The organism is Corynebacterium sp. ACRPS (assembly GCF_022346005.1).
Taxonomy (GTDB): Bacteria; Actinomycetota; Actinomycetes; order Mycobacteriales; family Mycobacteriaceae; genus Corynebacterium.
In genome coordinates this window covers 123,284-141,791 of the sequence record NZ_JAKRMY010000002.1, presented here as the reverse complement: position 1 = coordinate 141,791, position 18,508 = coordinate 123,284, and the positions used below count along the sequence as shown (strand labels likewise).

Sequence of the window (18,508 nt, the reverse complement as noted above, 5' to 3'; positions counted from 1 at the left end):
GACTTCCGGAGGAGTAAGCACATGAATGAGGCCGCAGCCTCGAATGAATCCCACCCGCGCCGCTCTCTCAGCGATGCAGAGGTATTGGCCTATACCAGCGCGGATCCCTTCGCACGGACCACGTCGAAGCCGTGGGAATATACCGCCAAGTCCCCGTTCTTGCGCAAGATTGCCATCGGCTGGGTCATCCTAGTTATGGCCATCCATATTTTCATGGGTGTCACGCTCGATATCTCCTTTACCGGCGCGCACGTGACCACCATCGATAAATTCGCTTTCCCCGGTGTGGGCGTAGTTATTTCCATCTTGTCCTGGATTGCGCTGAACCGGCCGCGGCTGCAGGCCAATGAGGATGGGGTAGAGGTCCGCAATATCATCGGCACGCGCTTTTACCCGTGGCAGGTGGTCTACGGGCTATCCTTCCCCGTCGGCCAGCGCATGGCCCGCCTCGAGCTGCCTGAATTTGAGGCCGTGCCCGTGTGGGCGCTGCAGTCCGGCGATAAAGATACCGTGATCACAAAAGTCCGTGACTTCCGCGATCTGGAAGCCAAATACATGCCGCAGGATTAAGCATTGGCAGATCCAACCACCTATCGCCCCGCCCCAGGAACCATTCCGACGGAGCCGGGCGTTTATAAGTTCCGCGATGAAAACAAGCGCGTCATCTACGTAGGCAAGGCCAAAAACCTGCGGGCGCGCCTGTCCAATTATTTCCAAGACATCACGCAGCTGCACCCGCGCACGCGGCAAATGGTGTTGACCGCCAGCTCCGTGGAGTGGACGGTTGTTGCCAGCGAAGTTGAAGCCCTGCAGCTGGAATATACCTGGATTAAGCGGTTTGACCCGCACTTCAACGTCATGTACCGCGATGACAAGACGTATCCCATGCTTGCCGTCTCGGTGGGAGAGGTTGTCCCGCGCGCCTTTTTCTACCGCGGCCCCCGGCGTAAGGGGGTGCGCTACTTCGGGCCCTATTCCCATGCATGGGCGGTGCGCGAAAGCCTGGATCTGCTCACCCGCGTCTTTCCCATGCGCACCTGTTCAAAGGGTGTATATAACCGGCATGAGCGGCTGGGGCGGCCGTGCCTTTTGGGCTACATCGGCAAGTGCGATGCGCCCTGTATCGGGCGGGTAAGCAAGGAAGAACACCGCGAGACCGTCAATGAGTTGGTCTCGTTCATGAACGGCAATACGGCTGGTGTTAGGCGCAAGCTGGTCAAAGACATGGAGGCCGCCGCCGAAAACTTGGAATTTGAGCGCGCGGCGCGGTTGCGCGATGACCTTGGGGCCATCGATAAGATTATGGAGCAACAAGCGGTTGTCTTCGCCGATGGCACCGATGCCGATCTGATTGCGTTTAATTCCGACGAATTGGAAGCCGCCGTCCAAATCTTTCACGTCCGCGGCGGCAGGATCCGCGGCCAGCGCGGCTGGGTCGTTGAACGCGCCGGCGACCAGGCAACCTCTGAGCCCATTGAGGAGGGCCAACCCGATCCCGCCTTGCCCGCCCTGGTGCAAAACTTCCTCATCCAATTTTACTCGGATGCCGTGGAGCGAGAAGAGCAAGAAGCTCGTGAGGATGCGGCTCTAGCCGCGGATGTGCCGCGGCGCGGGGTGGACCAGGAATCGCACATGGAACAGCGCCACGTCCACGTCATCCCGCGCGAGATTCTGGTCCAGGCCATGCCGGAGGAGTCCGAACAAGTGGTGTCCCTCTTGGAAGACCTGCGTGGTGCGCGCGTCGATCTGCGCGTTCCCCAACGCGGCGATAAACGCTCCCTTATGGATACCGTGGAGAAGAACGCCAAGGAGCAGCTGCGCCAGCACAAGCTGAAGCGCGTGGGCGACCTCACCGCGCGGTCTGCGGCGCTGCAGGATATCCAGGATGCTTTGGGAATGGACCAAGCGCCGCTGCGCATTGAGTGCACCGATATTTCGCATATCCAAGGCACCGATGTCGTCGCCTCCCTGGTGGTTTTTGAAGACGGTATCCCGAAGAAATCCGATTACCGGCGCTACCGCATCAAGGAAGCCGCCGGCGACGGGCATTCCAATGACGTCGGCTCCATTGCAGAAATCACGCGGCGCCGGTTTAAGCGCCACAACCAAGATAAGTTGGCGAACCCGGACGAGGAAAAGGAAGAATCCTCCTTCGCGGAAGAGAAGGTGGCGGAAGAATCCGCCGAGGCAGGCCGCCGCTTTGCCTATCCTCCTCAGCTTTTTATCGTCGACGGTGGCGCACCGCAGGTAGCCGCGGCGCAAGAGGTATTCGATGAACTGGGCATTGTCGATGTCACCCTCGTGGGGCTGGCCAAGCGCTTGGAAGAAATCTGGGTGCCAGGCGATGATGAACCGGTGATTTTGCCGCGCAATTCCCAGGCCCTGTTCTTGCTGCAGCAGATTCGCGATGAGGCGCACCGCTTTGCCATTACCTACCACCGGCAACAACGGTCTAAGCGCATGCGCTCTTCGGCGCTCGATGCAATTCCTGGTCTCGGTCCACAGCGCCGGACGGATTTGGTCAAGCATTTTGGCTCCGTCAAAAAGCTCAAGGCTGCTTCGGTGGATGAGATCTGCGAGGTCAACGGCTTCGGGCCGAAGCTGGCCCAGACCGTCTACGATAAGTTGCACGACGCACAGTAAATAAGCAGCATTCTGGCAGAAGTGTAGAGCGCGAAAACGCTAGACTGGTGTGCATGACGCACTTCGAGACTCCGCCCATCTTGATTACCGGCATGTCCGGCGGCGGGTTGAGTTCCGCCGCCAAGGTTTTTGAGGATAAGGGCTACTACGTGGCGCATAATATCCCGCCGCGCGCCATCGTGGACCTGTGGAAATTGTGCAACCAGGAAGAAACACCCGTTGAAAAGGTTGCGGCGGTAACGGACGTGCGCTCCCGCATGTTTCCGGGATCCCTCATGGAAACCATTGATGAGTTAACGGCGCTGGGCATGAAGCCCACCGTGCTCTTCCTCGATGCCCGCGATGATGTGCTCATTCGTCGCTTCGATTCTGTGCGGCGCACCCACCCCTTGCAGGGCGAAGATACCTTGAAGGTGGGCATTCAACGCGAACGCCAAGCGGTGGCGGAGATTCGGGATCGCTCCGATATCATCATCGATTCCACGAACCTCTCGATTCATGACTTGCGCCGGGCCATCGAAGCTGCATTTGGCGAATTTCAGAATACGAACCAGCACGTCACGGTGGAATCCTTCGGATTTAAAAACGGTTCCCCGCGCGATGCCGACATCGTTGTCGACGTACGCTTTTTGCCCAATCCCTACTGGATTCCGGAGCTGCGCGGCTGCCGCGGTACGGATGCGCCTGTGGCCGATTATGTCCTGTCGCAACCGGCCGCCCAGAAATTTGTGGATAATTTTGTCGCCATGTTTTCCACCATGCTGGAGGGATACCGGCACGAGGGCAAGAACTTCATCACCGTGGGCGTCGGCTGTACCGGCGGGCATCACCGCTCTGTGGCGGTAGCTGAGGACATCGCCAAGCGTCTGCGCGCCAATGACACCCTTGACGTCAGTATTTTGCACCGGGATATCGCCCGCAATTAGGGCTGAGGAGCACTAAAAACTGTATGGAACACCCTTCTCATATGGTCTGCCTTGGCGGCGGCCATGGTCTTTATCAAACCCTTTTATCCGCCAGGCGCAGCAATGCAGCGGATATTTCTGCCATCGTGACGGTTGCCGATGATGGCGGATCTTCGGGGCGCCTGCGCCGGGAATTGGACATCATTCCACCCGGTGACCTGCGCATGGCTTTGGCGGCGCTAGCCGATGACAATCGGATAGGCGAGCTGTGGGGCAAGACCCTTCAACACCGCTTCGGCGGCAATGGCGCTATGGCAGGCCATGCCGTGGGCAACCTCATGATCGCAGGGTTGACCGGGGTTTTGGGCGATTACCAGGCCGCCTTGGACGCGGTGGCGGAGCTTACCCACTCGCACGGGCGGGTCATCCCCGTGGTCCCGCATCCCTTAGAGATTGAGGCCGATGTCTCAGGGCTTGACGATGACCCCCGAGTCATGCGCCAGGTCCGCGGCCAGGTCGCGGTGGCATCGACGCCGGGCCATGTGCGGCGCGTGCGCATCTTGCCTGAAGCACCCCAAGCGAGCCCGGCTGCGCTGGAGGCCATTAGACAGGCCGATCTTATTACCATTGGTCCAGGATCCTGGTTTAGCTCCGTGCTGCCACATACGTTGGTGCCAGAGATCGTGCAGGCCATTTCTGAATCCAATGCCTTGCGCGTCGTCATGCTCAACCTGTCGGCCGAACCGGGAGAAACCCAAGGCTTTTCTGCGGAGCGCCACGTGCACGTTCTTGCCCGTCACGCACCGAATTTGCGCATCGATCGCATCGTGGTGGATGCGGCAGCGCTGCCGAATGAGAGCGAACGGGTTTATGTGCAGCGCGCCGCGCAAGCCTTGGGGGCGCGCGCGGTATTTGCGGATGTCAGCATTCAGGATGACAATGGACAGCGATTGATGAAACACGATCCAGACAAACTTTCTTCTGTCATCGTGGATCTTTATAACGAGTACCGGCGGGCCTAGTTAAAATCAGGCCAGCCAGTCCTCAATGCGCGGGGCACGGTAAAATAAGAAAATTCAGTTTCCCACGCAGTAGTTGGTGTGCGTGGGGCCGTGCATTGCACAAGCGTCATTCGTGACTGTGACAGAGAAATGGGGCGAACTAGGTGACCACACCGTTGACCGAACAGGTCAAAGAAGAACTAGCGGCGGTAGGCGTAACCCGTCAGTCCGCGCGCGCAGCGGAGCTCGCATCGATTCTGCGCTTTGCCGGAGAGGTAGACGTCTCTGGGGACAGCATGGCCTATGAGCTCGAGCTCGATAACCAGGCTATTGCGCAGCGCATCCTCGTGGCTTTAGACGAGCTCTACGGCATCGAAGCGGAAAGCCACGTTGTTGGCCCTGCGGGGACGGCGAAGAAATCCCGCGTCATCGTGCGCATCACTAAAGGTGCAAAGGAGCTTACCCGCCGGCTGGGCCTGATTACCCGCTCCGGTCACGCCGTGGTGGGGCTTCCCCCGCAGGTCATTTCCGGCACGGTGGCAGATAGCGAGGCCGCGTGGAGGGGTGCCTTCCTTGCCCACGGCAGCCTGACGGAGCCAGGGCGTTCTTCGGCGCTGGAAGTAACCTGCCCCTGCCAGGAGGCCGCGTTGGCACTCGTGGGCTGCGCGCGGCGCCTGGGGATTTCCGCGAAGACTAAAGAGACCCGCGGCGAAGATCGCGTGGTCGTCCGCGACGGCGATGCCATCGGCGCGTTGCTTACCCGCATGGGCGCGCAAGTGACCCGCCTGTCGTGGGAAAAGAAGCGGGTAAAGCGCGAAGCGCACGATACATCGCGCCGGTTGGATAACTTTGATGATGCCAACCTGCGCCGTTCCGCACGGGCCGCCGTGACCGCCGCGGCGCGCGTGGATAGGGCGATGGAAATCTTGGGTGATGACGTTCCCGAGCACCTGGCCGATGCCGGCCGCCTGCGCGTGCAGCACCGCGAGGCCTCCTTGGAAGAGCTCGGCCGGCTGGCGGATCCGCCCATGACCAAGGATGCGGTAGCCGGGCGCATTCGGCGCCTGTTGTCCATGGCGGATAAGCGGGCCGAAGAACTGGATATCCCCGATACCAATGAATCCATCTCGGACGATCTTTTTGGTGACTCTTAGGCGCTGGGCACGATTGGCTCCTGCTCTTTGAACCACGAAAGGCGGGAAGGAGACAGCACTGAGGTGCTTGTCCTTCCCGCCTTGTGTTGTGCCGCGGCCCAGCACCGAGGATGATTTGGTGCTAGGCGGGGGCAGGGGCTTAAAGCCGGTGGTGGCCTAAGCTTTATGGGACCGCCTTATGGGACCAAGAAGCCCAAGACGTTGGTCATCAAGAAGACGATGACGCAGACAACGGCCAAGAACGCGATGGAGTAGCCCACGACGTTCTTCAAGATGACGGATTCCTTGCCCTCCATGGATACGGCGGTTGCCGCAATAGCCAGGGACTGTGGCGAAATCATCTTACCCACAACACCACCGGAGGTATTGGCGGCCAGCATGAGGTCAGGGTTGACGCCAATGCGGTCAGCGGCGGCGACCTGGAGGTTACCAAAGAGCGCGTTCGCGGAGGTATCGGAGCCGGTAACCGCGGTACCAATCCAGCCCAGCACGGGAGCGAAGAGCGCGAAGATGGAACCGGCGGAAGATACGAATTCACCGATGGCGATGGTCTGGCCCGAGTAGTTCATCGTGTAGGCCAAAGCGAGGACCAAGACAATGGTCAGCCCGGAGAACTTCATGCGGTTGGCAACTTCACCGAAGGCCTGCACGGGTTGGGCGAAGCTGAGCTTGTAGCGGCCATTTTCGTTCCAGAAGTGGTAAACAATGGCCACGATAATGCCGGAGAGCAAGAGCAAGGTACCGGGGTTGCCAAAGACATTGAAGCTAAAGCTGGTGTCCATGGCTTCGCCGTTGGTGCCGATGACGGTGCCATCCAGCAGCGGCCACGCGAACTTCAGCTTCCAGAAGCCGAAGATGGCTGGGGCTGCGGTTGCGATGGCAAATACTGCGGTAACGACGGCGTAGGGCAGCAGGGCCATCCAGATGCGGCGGCCATTGAGGTCGGTCGACGTTTCTGCGGCGGGCAGCTCCATGCGCTCGCGCAGCTGCGCGACGCCGCGTGGCTTCCACACGCGGAGGAAGATGAAGGCGGCACCCAAAGATACGATGCAGGCAATAACGTTGGTGAGCTGGTAAGCAAAGAAGGTTGCGGTCAGCCACTGTGCGGCGGCAAAGGAAATGCCGATGACCGCGGCGGCGGGCGCCGTTTCCTTCACGCCGCGCATGCCGTCGAGGATGAATGCGATAAGGAACGGGACGATCGCGGCGATGACCAACACCTGCAGGGCAATAAGGCCTGCGATATCTTGGGTTTGCTCAGCGGTACGTCCGCCAACTTCACCGGCGGTGGTGACCGGAATGCCGACCGCGCCGAATGCCACTGGGGCGGTATTAGCAATGAGGACCACCGTCGCTGCGCGCAGCGGCTTGACGCCGAGCGCCATAATCATCGTGGCGGTGATAGCAACGGGTGCGCCGAAACCCGCAAGGGCTTCAAGGAGGCCACCGAAACAGAAGGCGATGAGCATCGACTGGATGCGGATATCTCCATCGCCTAAGAGGTCGAAGGTCTTACGCAAATCCTCGAAACGGCCCGAGGCGACCGTGATCTCGTAAAACCAAATCGCGGTGATGATAACCCAGACAATGGGCAAGAGGCCAAAGAGTCCACCGCGGACCGCGGAGGACAGTGCCATATCCACGGGCATCGCAAAGGCGACTATGGCAAGGATGATGGAGGTCGCAAGGGCGACGGCTCCTGAAGTATGTGCACGGGCTTTAAAGCCCATCAACATAATGAAGAAAGCCACGAGGGGGAGAATCGCCACGAGCGCGGTGAGCCCAAGACTGTCTCCCACAACAGAGGTATTTATCTCAAACATTGAGTATCCTCGATTCTAACGGGGGTACTATCGCAGGCGCATTCGGTCTGCGGGGGACTTAAATTAGTTGCCCACGCGTTTCAGGCGAGAGCTAGCGCCGAGCGAATGCCCGAGTGCTACCTGGAACACAGTGAGTTAGCGTAAGCATATCGCGTCATAAACGCGGTCGTGTGATTTGGCCCAAGTTAATTTATGTCACCGTCTCTGTGGGGAGTCAGTGTGCGAGCAGGCAGCGGAATACTCCGTACAGTGATATATCACACATTAACGGTGTAAAGTCCACAAGAACCAACTTAAACGGGCTTGAACTGCCGGATAATTCGGGAGAAACAAAAATGCTCGGGAAGATTGTACGCCTAGATCGGAAAACTTTCAGATACTTTTCTGGCAGCCTTGCAGCCCACTGCACGCGCTATAAAGGCTCTGTAGTATTGCGGTTGTTGGGCAAAGCCTCGGGCACCTTACTCACCCAGAGCAGTAAAGTACTCGAAGGACCCGCGGTAGGCCCATAGAAATTATTACTCGACTTTTTGAGGAGATTTACAGTGACTACCCGCGTAGGCATTAACGGCTTTGGCCGCATTGGTCGTAACTTCTTCCACGCAGTTAACCGGACCGACAACGACCTTGAGATCGTTGCCGTCAACGACCTGACCGATAACCAGACTCTCTCTAACCTGTTGAAGTACGACTCCGTACTGGGGTGCTTCGACGGCGAGATTACCTACGATGATGACTCCATCACCGTCAACGGCAACCGCATCCAGGTCTTCAACGAGAAGGACCCAAAGAACCTGAAGTGGGGCGAGCTGGACGTGGACCTCGTTATCGAGTCCACCGGCCTGTTCACCAACGGCAACGACGCAAAGGCTCACATTGAGGCCGGCGCCAAGAAGGTCATCATCTCTGCTCCTGGCAAGGAAGTTGACGCAACTTTCGTCTACGGTGTTAACTCCGACACTTACGACCCAGCTAACCACGACGTTATTTCCGCAGCTTCCTGCACCACCAACTGCTTGGCTCCTATGGCCAAGGTCTTGAATGATAAGTTCGGTGTGGAAAAGGGCCTGATGACCACCGTTCACGCTTATACCGGTGACCAGCGCCTGCAGGACGCTCCTCACAAGGACCTGCGCCGCGCCCGCGCCGCAGCCGTCAACCTGGTACCTACCTCCACCGGTGCAGCTAAGGCCGTCTCCTTGGTCCTGCCTGAGCTGGAAGGCAAGCTGGACGGCTACGCAATGCGCGTTCCGGTCATCACCGGTTCCGCAACGGACCTGACCTTCACCGCTTCCCGCGACGTCACCGTTGAGGAGATCAACGCCGCACTCAAGGAAGCAGCTGAAGGCGAGCTGAAGGACACCCTCGCATACACCGAGGATCCGCTGGTTTCCACCGACATCGTCACCTCCCCGCACGGCTGCATCTTCGATGCCGGCATGACCAAGGTCTCCAACGGCAACCTGGTCAAGGTGCTGGGTTGGTACGACAACGAGTGGGGCTACACCTCCCAGCTCGTCCGCATGACCAACCTGGTTGCAGACAAGCTCTAAAGTCCTGAAACCGAGCACCCTTTAATGCGATACCGGCCACAACGAACGCCCTGACGGCACGACGTTGTGGCCGGTATCATTTTATGTAGGAACCTCGATTGCAGAACCCACTTTAAAAGGAGTAACACATGGCTTTTAAGACCCTAGATAACCTGCTTGAAGAAGGCGTAGAGGACCGCCACATCTTGGTGCGTTCTGACTTCAACGTGCCGCTCGATGATGACGGAAATATCACCGACCCGGGCCGCATTACCGCTTCTCTTCCGACCATTAAGGCGCTTGTCGATGGCGGCGCGAAGGTCATCCTTTCCGCCCACCTCGGCCGCCCCAAGGGTGAGGTAAATTCCAAGTACTCCTTGGCCCCAGTCGCAGAGGCGCTGTCCGAGGCCCTGGATCAATATGTTGCCTTGGCCAACGACGTCACCGGTGAAGACGCCCACGAGCGCGCAAACGGGCTAAACAGCGGCGATGTCATGCTGGTAGAAAATGTCCGCTTTGACCCGCGCGAGACCTCCAAGGATGAGGCAGAGCGCGGCGAATTTGCTGAAGAGCTCGTCGCCTTGGCCGCCGATAATGGTGCATTCGTTTCCGACGGCTTCGGCGTTGTTCACCGCGCACAGACGTCTGTGTATGACGTCGCCAAGCGCCTGCCCGCCTACGCCGGCAAGCTGGTGGAAAAGGAATTGGACGTATTGTCCACCGTGGCCAAGGATCCAGCGCACCCTTACGTCGTCGTTCTGGGCGGCGCAAAGGTATCCGACAAGCTCGGCGTTATTGAAGCCCTTGCCGGAAAGGCCGACAAGATCATCATCGGCGGGGGCATGTGCTACACCCTGCTGGCCGCTAAGGGCTACGACGTTCAGGAGTCCTTGCTGCAAGAGGACCAGATTGAAAACTGCAAGAGCCTGCTGGAGCGCTTCGGCGACAAGATCGTCCTTCCGGTAGATCTCACCGCCGCCAGCGAGTTCGCCGCAGACGCTGAGACCAAGGTTGTTGAGCTCGATGGCATCCCTGAGGGCTGGATGTCGCTGGACATTGGCCCCAAGTCCGTCGAGAAATTTGCCGCCGTACTGGCAGATTCCAAGACCGTATTCTGGAACGGCCCCATGGGCGTATTCGAAATGGAAGCCTTCTCCAAGGGCACCGCTGGGGTGGCGCAGGCGATTATCGATGCCACCTCCTCCAACGGTTCCTTCTCCGTCGTCGGCGGCGGCGACTCCGCAGCCTCCGTGCGCACCCTGGGCCTCGATGAGGATGGCTTCAGCCACATCTCCACCGGCGGCGGCGCATCCCTTGAATACCTCGAGGGCAAGGAGCTGCCGGGCGTTTCCGTGCTCGAGGCATAAACCGCCTGAAATAGCTCAATATAGGCGTACACAGAAAGGATTAATCATGGCACGTACACCACTTATTGCTGGCAACTGGAAGATGAACCTCGATCACATTGAGGCCATCGGCTCCGTTCAAAAGTTTGCTTTCTCCCTGCCGGAGGATTACTACGACAAGGTTGATGTAGCCTACATGGTTCCATTTACCGATATCCGCACCATTCAGACCCTCGTTGAGGGCGATAAGCTGAAGATCACCTACGGTGCGCAGGACATCTCCAAGCACGAGTCCGGCGCCTACACCGGTGAGGTATCCGGTCAGATGCTGAGCAAGCTGGGCTGCAGCTGGGCAGTCGTCGGCCACTCCGAGCGCCGCGAATACCACGGCGAAACCGACCAGCTGGTCGCTGAAAAGGCCGCAGCGGCCCTGGACTATGGCATCAGCCCGATCGTCTGCGTGGGCGAGCCACTCGATGTGCGCGAAGCCGGCACCCACGTTGACTACGTGGTGAACCAGACCCGCGATTCCCTGCAGGGACTGAGCGCCGAGCAGCTATCCAAGACGGTTATCGCCTACGAGCCCGTGTGGGCCATCGGCACCGGCAAGGTTGCCTCCGCTGATGACGCGCAGGAAGTATGTGCTGCAATCCGCGGCTTGGTCAAGGAGCTTGCAGGCGACGAGGTCGCCGAGGGCATCCGCATCCTGTACGGCGGTTCCGTGAAGGTCGATTCCGTTGCTGATATCGTCAGCAAGCCGGACGTGGACGGTGGCCTGATTGGCGGTGCTTCCTTGGTAGGAGAGGACTTTGCCAAGTTGGCCGCCAATGCCGCTAATGCCGTTAGTTAACATGCGTTAACAACCATCACAAGGTAACTGTTGTGCCGCGGGTTGGGGTGAGTCCCGCCCGCGGCATGGTGTACAGTAGGCCCTTGTGATTGCTTTGCGTAGGCAAAGCCGGTAAGTACTTCGCGCCGGTGGCTAGCGTGACTTTCGGTAGTACATCGAAGGTGCCACTGGGCGCACGTTGAGAAAAGGAAGAACCTCATGGTCTTAGCACTGGAAATCATTTTGCTAATTTCAGCTATTTTGATGTCCATCTTTGTGCTTTTACACAAGGGCAAAGGCGGCGGCCTGTCTAGCCTTTTCGGCGGCGGCGTGCAATCGAACCTGTCCGGTTCGACCGTGGTGGAAAAGAACCTAGACCGCTATACCGTCGTCATGGTGATTATCTGGTTGGCCTGCATCGTTGGCCTTAACCTTATCCAGGCCTACGCTTCCTAGGAAGCACGCAGCAGGCCCCCGCTAACCGCTAGCGGCGGCCAACCGCGCAAAACAGCGCCGGTACGTCAGTCCCTTAACCTTTCGCAAGAAGGGACCGAGGTACCGGCGCTGTATGCGTTAAGCGGCGGTGCCGGCGCTGCTGGCTTTACAGCTCCTGCGCGGCATCGTCTGCAAGGAAGAGGATCGTTTCCTTCGTCCCTTGCGCACCAGCGGCCGGGCACTCTTCAGCGTCGACGCCGTCAACGATGTTCTTTGCGGCAGCGGCCTTTTCCTCCCCGGCAACCAAGAGCCAGACGCGCTCAGACCTGTTGACCGCCGGCAGCGTCAGGGTGATGCGCTCGCTGGGCGGCTTCGGCGAATCGTGTACCGGTACCGCGAGTTCTTCCTGCTCACGGATGGCAGGAGAGTGGGGGAACATGGAGTTAATGTGGCCTTCTGCGCCCATGCCCAAAAGGTGTAGATCGAAGCCTAAAGGTGCGAAGTCCTTCAACTCTGGCTCGTAGGCATTTGCGGCCGCCTCCATGGAGACCGCACCGAGGTCGAAACCGTGGATATTCTGATCCGGGATATCCACGTGATCGAGCAGCGCGGAACGCGCTTGGCCTTCGTTGGAATCTGGGTCGCTGACCGGGACATTGCGCTCATCGCCAAAGAAGATGTGCACGCGGGACCAATCGATGCGCAGGGCAGGGTAGTTCTCGCCTTGCTGCTGGGCGGCGAAGTCCAAGCGCGCGAGCTCGTGCAGGAGCCCAATTCCTGCGCCCCCGCCAGTTAGTACGACTCTTGCCACGCCGTCACCATGGAGGCCACCATTGCCGGCCTGAATACCGGCGATGGTCTCAATAAATTTGAGTGCGGCTTGGGAAATAAGGTCATCTACATCGCTGACGCGGTGAAGCGTTACCATTCGGTATCAGAATCCTTTGCAAAGAATCGGTATGAGCAAGTGCGCTATTAAAGCTTACTGTAGTCTACTTCTCCCAGAGCACGCAGCGCCTGAGCATAAGTTTTATCGGCGTCGAGGTGCCGCAATTCCTCGGAGAGGATTTCGGTTTGCGTGCGCGGGCTCAAGCTGACCAGCGAGTCTGGCGTACCAGGCACGCGCACCCGCACGGTGCGCTCATCCACGACATCCACATCGACGTGGGTCGTCTCCCGGTTAAAGCGCAGGTGGGTAACCGGGAAATAGTCACTATTAGCTTCCTCGGCCATGCGCTGTACCGGGACGCTCAGGCGGTCAAGCAGCCACCCCGCAGCGAAGTTTGGCGCGGGATGCCCGGCGGGGCCGGCGACCTCTACCGATAGCACCTTTTCATGGGGATGGTGGTCGAGTGCCGATGCGACGACGCCGCGCCACAAGGTAATGGAGGCCCAGGACATATCGGAATCGCCGGGGGAGTAGCCATTAGAAAGCGCGCGCAGATCCTGCTCGCCCACGGTGCCTTTATGCGCCACGTTGGTGATGCGGCGCTGCGCCAACTTGCCCACGGGGCTTTCGGAGGGAACCTGCGGGCACAGGTTCGGCCACCACGCAACCAGCGGGGTATCCGGCAGCAAGAGCGGGGTGAGCACGGACTCGGCTTGATCCGCCAGCGCCCCGTGCAATTGCATGACGACGGTCTCGGACGCACCGGCCTCGCCACCGACGCGGAGCTGGGCATCGAGCTGGGTATCAGTATTTGGATCGCCGGGGACCACGACGAGCACGCGGGAGGGGTGCTCATGAGAGGCATCGCGCACAGAGGCAAGGATTTGCTCGAGATCGTCGCCTTCTTGTGCCTCAACGATGAGGGTGAGCACCCGGCCCGTGGTGCGGGTGTAATGCTCCTGGGCATCGACAAGCTTCTTGGCAATTTCACCGGTGGTGGTATTAGGCAATGGGATAATCATTGACTACGTCCCTTCTATGGGCGGCGCCAGGAATGGCCCCGGCGGCGCAGCATCTTATCGGCTGAAGTGGGCCCCCAGGTGCCCGCCTTATAATCTTCGGGCTCACCATGCTTGGACCAATAATCGAGGATCGGATCCAAAATGGACCACGATAGCTCGACTTCCTCATTAGTGGGAAACAGGGATGATTCATCGAGGAGCGCATCCAAGATGAGGCGCTCATAGGCCTCCGGGGACTCCTCGGTGAAGGCCTCGGCGTAGGCGAAGTCCATATTCACATCGCGGACTTCCATGGTGGAGCCCGGGACCTTTGAGCCAAAGCGCATGGTCACGCCCTCATCGGGCTGAACGCGGATGACCACGGCATTTTGGCCGAGGGCATCGGTTTCGCCATCGACAAAGGGCTGGTTCGGTGCGGCCTTGAAGACCAAGGCGATCTCGGTGACTCGACGCCCCAAGCGCTTTCCGGTGCGCAGGTAGAAAGGCACGCCTCCCCAGCGCCGAGAGTTGACCTCCAACGTGCACGCCGCATAGGTCTCAGTAGTGGAGGCGGGATCGAAGCCCTCCTCCTCACGCAAGCCCTTCACGTATTCCGAGCCCTGCCAGCCAGCGGTGTACTGGCCACGGGCGGTGGTTTTATTGAGCGGATGGACCGGCTGCGTAGCGCGCAGCACCTTGACCTTTTCAGCGCGCAGCGCCTCCGGTTCAAAGGAGGAAGGCTCTTCCATTGCCACGAGGGCGAGCAGCTGCAGGAGGTGGTTCTGAATGACGTCTCGGGCCGCGCCGATTCCGTCATAATAGCCAGCGCGGCCGCCAAGCCCAATATCTTCGGCCATGGTGATTTGCACGTGGTCGATATAGTGCGCGTTCCACATCGGCTCAAAAATCTGGTTAGCAAACCGCAGCGCCATGATGTTTTGCACGGTCTCTTTACCCAGGTAGTGATCGATGCGGAAGACAGCAGATTCTGGGAAGACCGCGTTGACGATCTCATTGAGCTCGCGCGCAGATTCCTGGTCGTGGCCAAACGGCTTTTCGATGATCACTCGGCGCCACGAGTCCTCCATGGAATTGGCCATGCCCACGCGTTCCAATTGGTGGCAGATATCGGAGAAAAACTCTGGCGGCACCGAAAGGTAGTATGCCCAGTTGCTTCCCGTGCCGCGGGCTTTATCCAGCTCGGCCAACCGCGCAGAAAGCTTGTCGAAGCCCTCATCGTCGAAGGAGCCTTGCACGAACTCGATTCCTTGGGATAAGTGCTCCCACACGTCGTGGTTAAAGTCAGTGCGGGCACCGGCTTCTACCGCGCTGCGGAAATAATCGCAGAAGTCCGCGTTATCCCAGTCCCTGCGGCCATAGCCGACGAGCGTGAAGCCAGCGGGCAAGAGACCGCGGCTGGCAAGGTCATAGATGGCCGGCAGGAGCTTTTTGAAAGCTAAATCGCCGGTCACACCAAAGATGACCATGCCCGCGGGGCCCGCGATGCGTGGCAATCGTTTATCGGCGGCATTACGCAAGGGATTGACCCAAGCGGCTGAGTCCGTCACGGATTATCCTTCCTGGAGGGAAAAGCTAAGTAGTCTTTCAACTAGTGGCGGCATAATGCCCCGCCGGCTATCCGGCGGGGCTAGGACCACGGTCGTAGTTTACGCGAGTCGTTGTTTGAGGGAATCAAGGAGGTCATTCCACGCGGCGACGAACTTATCCACGCCCTCGCGCTCGAGGACCGCGAAGACATCTTCTAGGTCAATGCCCACCGATTCGAGCTGGGAGAAGACCTTCTCGGCTTCTTCGCCGGCGGTGGAGAGGGTATCGCCGTGGAATCCACCCTCCTGCAGTACCGCATCAATGGTCTTTTCCGGCATGGTATTTACCGTGTGCGGGCCAGCCAGCTCGGTCACGTACAGCGTTGCTGGGTAGTCGGGGTTTTTCACGCCGGTGGAAGCCCACAGTGGACGCTGTACGGGCGCGCCTTCGGGGAGGCCGTTATCACCGAGCAATTCCTCTTGGAAGAGGGCGTAGGCACGCTGCGCGTTGGCAACACCGGCCTTGCCGCGGAGGGACAGGGCCTCATCGGAACCGATAGCCTCCAAGCGCTTATCAACTTCCGTATCTAGGCGGGAGACGAAGAACGATGCGACCGAGTGAATCTTGGTAACGTCTTTGCCATTATCAGCCGCGCGCTTGAGCCCGGCCCGGAATGCGGCGATGACCTCGCGGTAGCGAGACACCGAGAAGATCAGGGTGACATTGACGCTGATTCCCTCTGCCAAGGCATCCTCGATAGCGGGGAGGGAGCCCTTGGTAGCCGGAATCTTGATCATCGCATTGGGGCGGGCCACCTGGTCCCACAGTTCGCGGGCCTGCTTGAGAGTTGCCGCGGCATCGTCGGAGATGCGCGGATCCACCTCGATGGATACGCGGCCATCCTGGCCGTCGGTCTCAGCATAGATATCGGCAAAAAGGTCACAGGCGTTTTGTACGTCCGTAATGGCCAGGGAGTAGACGGCTTCATCGGCCGAAGCGTTCTTCTCCTTCAAGGCCGCCAGGTCTTCGTCATAGGCCGTGCCGCTGGTCATGGCGGTGGCGAAGATGGCCGGGTTGGTGGTTACGCCCACGATGGACTTGGAGGAAATAATCTCCTTCAAGTTTCCGGATTCCAAGCGCTGGCGCGAGAGATCATCGAGCCACGTGGAGGTGCCCAATTGGGCAAGTTCAGAAATGTTGTTCATAGTCATTCCTTTTAGCGTCGGTGAGGTGGGGCTTAGCTTTGGGCTTCGGCGATGCTCTCGCGTGCGGCATCGGCCACCGCAGCAGAGGTAAAGCCAAACTTTTCGAAGAGCTCATCGCCGGGAGCGGAGGCCCCGTAGTGCTCTAGGGAGACGTTGCGGCCGAAAGTACCAGTGTACTTGTGCCAGGACTGAGCGAGGCCGGCCTCGACGGAAACGCGGGCCCTCACGCTGCTGGGCAGAACCGATTCGCGGTACTCTGCGTCCTGCTCGTCGAACCACTCCAGGCACGGCGCGGATACCACGCGAGCGGCCGTGCCTTCGCTTTCGAGCTGCTGGGCGGCCTCGACGGCTAGCTGTACCTCCGAGCCGGTGGCCAGCAAGATGACATCGGGCTCATCCTTGGAGCCTGCGACCAAGGTGTAGGCACCGCGGCGAACGCCATCGTGTGCCTTTTCCTTGGTGCCTTCCAAGATGGGGAGGTTCTGGCGGCTGAGCGCAAGGCCCTTCGGGGCTGCCTTGTATTCCATCGCTGCGGCCCAAGCTTGCGCGGTTTCATTGGCATCGGCAGGCCGGATGACGGACAAATTCGGAATGGCGCGCAAGGCTGACAGGGTTTCTACCGGCTGGTGGGTAGGGCCGTCTTCGCCCAAACCAATGGAATCGTGCGTCCACACGTAGTAGGTATCGGTAGACATCAGCGAGCCGAGGCGCACGGCAGGGTACTGATACTCGGAGAAGATCAGGAATGTACCGCCATATACGCGGGTATTTCCGTGGAGGGCGATGCCGTTCATGATGGCGGACATCGCGTGCTCGCGGATGCCAAAGTGAAGGTTGCGGCCATAAGGCTGTGCGGACCACTTATTGGTGGTGATGTTTTCAGGGCCGAAGGAATCCGCGCCCTTAATCACGGTGTTATTGGACCCCGCCAGGTCGGCCGATCCGCCCCACATTTCGGGCAAAGCGGCGGCCAGCGCCTGAATGGTCGCCTCAGAGGCCTTACGGGTGGCAATCGCATCCCCTGGCTCCCATGCGGGGAGCTCGGCATCGAAGTTCTCCGGCAATTCGCGGGCGCTCATGCGGTCAAAGAGCGCCTTATTTTCGGCGTTGTCCGCTGCCCACGCGTCGAACTTCTCTTGCCACTGCGCGTGCTTTTCAGCGCCACGATCGCGCAGCTTGCGGGTGTGGGCCAAGACCTCATCATCAATGTGGAAGGTCTTTTCTGGGTCGAAGCCGAGGACTTCCTTGGTGGCGGCAACTTCGTCATCGCCAAGCGCGGCGCCGTGGACGCCGCCGGTGTTCATCTTGGTCGGGGCAGGGTAGCCAATGACTGTCTTCACGCGGATGAAGGAGGGGCGCTCTGTTTCCTGCTGTGCATTGCGCACTGCCTCTTCAATGGCAACGACGTCCTCGCCGGACTCAACGGTCTGGACGTGCCAGCCGTATGCCTCATAGCGCGCAGCGACGTCCTCATTGAAGGCGATATTGGTGTCATCCTCGATGGAAATGCGGTTGTCATCCCAGAAGACAATCAGGTTGCCCAGCTTCTGGGTACCAGCCAAAGACGATGCCTCAGCGGTTACGCCTTCCTGCAGGTCGCCGTCGGAGGCAATGGTGTAGACGTAATGATCGAAGGGGGATTGGCCGACTGGTGCCTCAGGATCGAAGAGGCCGCGCTCTTTGCGGGCGGCCATCGCCATACCTACCGAAGATGCCAGACCCTGGCCGAGTGGGCCGGTGGTGATCTCCACGCCATCGGTGTGGTGCACCTCAGGGTGGCCAGGGGTAAGGGAGCCCCAGGTGCGGAGCTGCTCGAGATCTTTCATCTCCAAACCGAATCCACCCAAGAAGAGCTGGATGTAAAGGGTCAGGGAAGAGTGGCCGACAGACAATACGAAGCGGTCGCGGCCTGCCCAATTCACGTCATTGGGGTCGTGATTGATAACGCGCTGGTAGAGCGTATAGGCGAGGGGAGCCAGCGACATCGCCGTGCCCGGGTGTCCGGAGCCGCAGTTTTGGACGGCATCGGCAGCAAGCACGCGCACAGTGTCGACCGCGCGAGTATCAGTGTCTGTCCAGTCGTCCGGATAACGGCGCTCGACCATAGCTTGCAGGTCTGGGGACAAATTATCTTTCGACACGGTATAAGGCCTCGCTTAAATCTAGGCGTTAATTACTGAACTCCACACAGTCTAGT

The 18,508-nt window shown here is 59.4% G+C and carries 15 protein-coding genes; 9 read left to right on the top strand and 6 right to left on the bottom strand.

The annotated features are described in order from the left end of the window. The first annotated feature begins 21 nt into the window (after positions 1 to 21). From MHX65_RS01880 to whiA, 5 genes are all read left to right on the top strand, one after another. Positions 22 to 570, top strand: coding sequence for a PH domain-containing protein (locus MHX65_RS01880; RefSeq protein ID WP_005279101.1), 549 nt, complete (start codon positions 22 to 24; stop codon positions 568 to 570). A gap of 3 nt (positions 571 to 573) precedes the next feature. Further along, a complete protein-coding gene (gene uvrC / locus MHX65_RS01875; RefSeq protein WP_005279102.1) occupies positions 574 to 2,643 on the top strand; it encodes an excinuclease ABC subunit UvrC in 2,070 nt (689 codons plus the stop codon). A 44-nt stretch (positions 2,644 to 2,687) separates the two neighbouring features. Further along, positions 2,688 to 3,569 (top strand): RNase adapter RapZ, encoded by an 882-nt coding sequence (gene rapZ, locus MHX65_RS01870; protein ID WP_172596749.1) that lies wholly within the window; start codon positions 2,688 to 2,690, stop codon positions 3,567 to 3,569. A 23-nt stretch (positions 3,570 to 3,592) separates the two neighbouring features. Further along, positions 3,593 to 4,570, top strand: a complete 978-nt coding sequence (locus MHX65_RS01865) for a gluconeogenesis factor YvcK family protein (RefSeq protein WP_023030703.1) — start codon at positions 3,593 to 3,595, stop codon at positions 4,568 to 4,570. Between the two features lie 155 nt (positions 4,571 to 4,725). Further along, the gene (whiA, locus tag MHX65_RS01860; RefSeq protein ID WP_084538544.1) at positions 4,726 to 5,703 is read left to right on the top strand and encodes a DNA-binding protein WhiA; all 978 of its coding nucleotides are present in this window, start codon (positions 4,726 to 4,728) and stop codon (positions 5,701 to 5,703) included. 176 nt (positions 5,704 to 5,879) lie between these two features. On the opposite strand, the gene MHX65_RS01855 is transcribed toward whiA, so the two are convergent. Further along, positions 5,880 to 7,526, bottom strand: coding sequence for an L-lactate permease (locus MHX65_RS01855; RefSeq protein ID WP_239268202.1), 1,647 nt, complete (start codon positions 7,524 to 7,526; stop codon positions 5,880 to 5,882). 545 nt (positions 7,527 to 8,071) lie between these two features. Here MHX65_RS01855 and gap point away from each other — a divergent pair. From gap to secG, 4 genes are all read left to right on the top strand, one after another. Next, positions 8,072 to 9,079, top strand: a complete 1,008-nt coding sequence (gene gap / locus MHX65_RS01850; protein WP_239268200.1) for a type I glyceraldehyde-3-phosphate dehydrogenase — start codon at positions 8,072 to 8,074, stop codon at positions 9,077 to 9,079. A 128-nt stretch (positions 9,080 to 9,207) separates the two neighbouring features. Beyond that, positions 9,208 to 10,425 carry a phosphoglycerate kinase gene (locus MHX65_RS01845; RefSeq protein WP_239268198.1) on the top strand — a complete coding sequence of 406 codons (1,218 nt, stop codon included), beginning with the start codon at positions 9,208 to 9,210 and terminating at the stop codon, positions 10,423 to 10,425. Between the two features lie 46 nt (positions 10,426 to 10,471). After that, complete coding sequence (gene tpiA, locus MHX65_RS01840) at positions 10,472 to 11,254, top strand: triose-phosphate isomerase (protein ID WP_239268196.1); 783 nt, start codon at positions 10,472 to 10,474, stop codon at positions 11,252 to 11,254. A gap of 198 nt (positions 11,255 to 11,452) precedes the next feature. After that, positions 11,453 to 11,689 (top strand): preprotein translocase subunit SecG, encoded by a 237-nt coding sequence (secG, locus tag MHX65_RS01835; protein ID WP_005279116.1) that lies wholly within the window; start codon positions 11,453 to 11,455, stop codon positions 11,687 to 11,689. 145 nt (positions 11,690 to 11,834) lie between these two features. On the opposite strand, the gene pgl is transcribed toward secG, so the two are convergent. The 5 genes from pgl to tkt all read right to left on the bottom strand — a co-directional run bounded on the left by pgl (position 11,835) and on the right by tkt (position 18,416). Continuing rightward, entirely contained in the window at positions 11,835 to 12,596 is a 762-nt protein-coding gene (pgl, locus tag MHX65_RS01830; protein WP_239268194.1) for a 6-phosphogluconolactonase, read from the bottom strand. Positions 12,597 to 12,643: 47 nt separating this feature from the next. Next, complete coding sequence (locus MHX65_RS01825; RefSeq protein WP_239268192.1) at positions 12,644 to 13,579, bottom strand: glucose-6-phosphate dehydrogenase assembly protein OpcA; 936 nt, start codon at positions 13,577 to 13,579, stop codon at positions 12,644 to 12,646. Between the two features lie 14 nt (positions 13,580 to 13,593). Then, positions 13,594 to 15,126 (bottom strand): glucose-6-phosphate dehydrogenase, encoded by a 1,533-nt coding sequence (gene zwf, locus MHX65_RS01820; protein ID WP_237800863.1) that lies wholly within the window; start codon positions 15,124 to 15,126, stop codon positions 13,594 to 13,596. Between the two features lie 99 nt (positions 15,127 to 15,225). Further along, the gene (gene tal, locus MHX65_RS01815) at positions 15,226 to 16,311 is read right to left on the bottom strand and encodes a transaldolase (RefSeq protein ID WP_239268190.1); all 1,086 of its coding nucleotides are present in this window, start codon (positions 16,309 to 16,311) and stop codon (positions 15,226 to 15,228) included. A 32-nt stretch (positions 16,312 to 16,343) separates the two neighbouring features. Beyond that, the gene (gene tkt / locus MHX65_RS01810) at positions 16,344 to 18,416 is read right to left on the bottom strand and encodes a transketolase (protein ID WP_239268305.1); all 2,073 of its coding nucleotides are present in this window, start codon (positions 18,414 to 18,416) and stop codon (positions 16,344 to 16,346) included. Between the last annotated feature and the right edge of the window lie 92 nt (positions 18,417 to 18,508).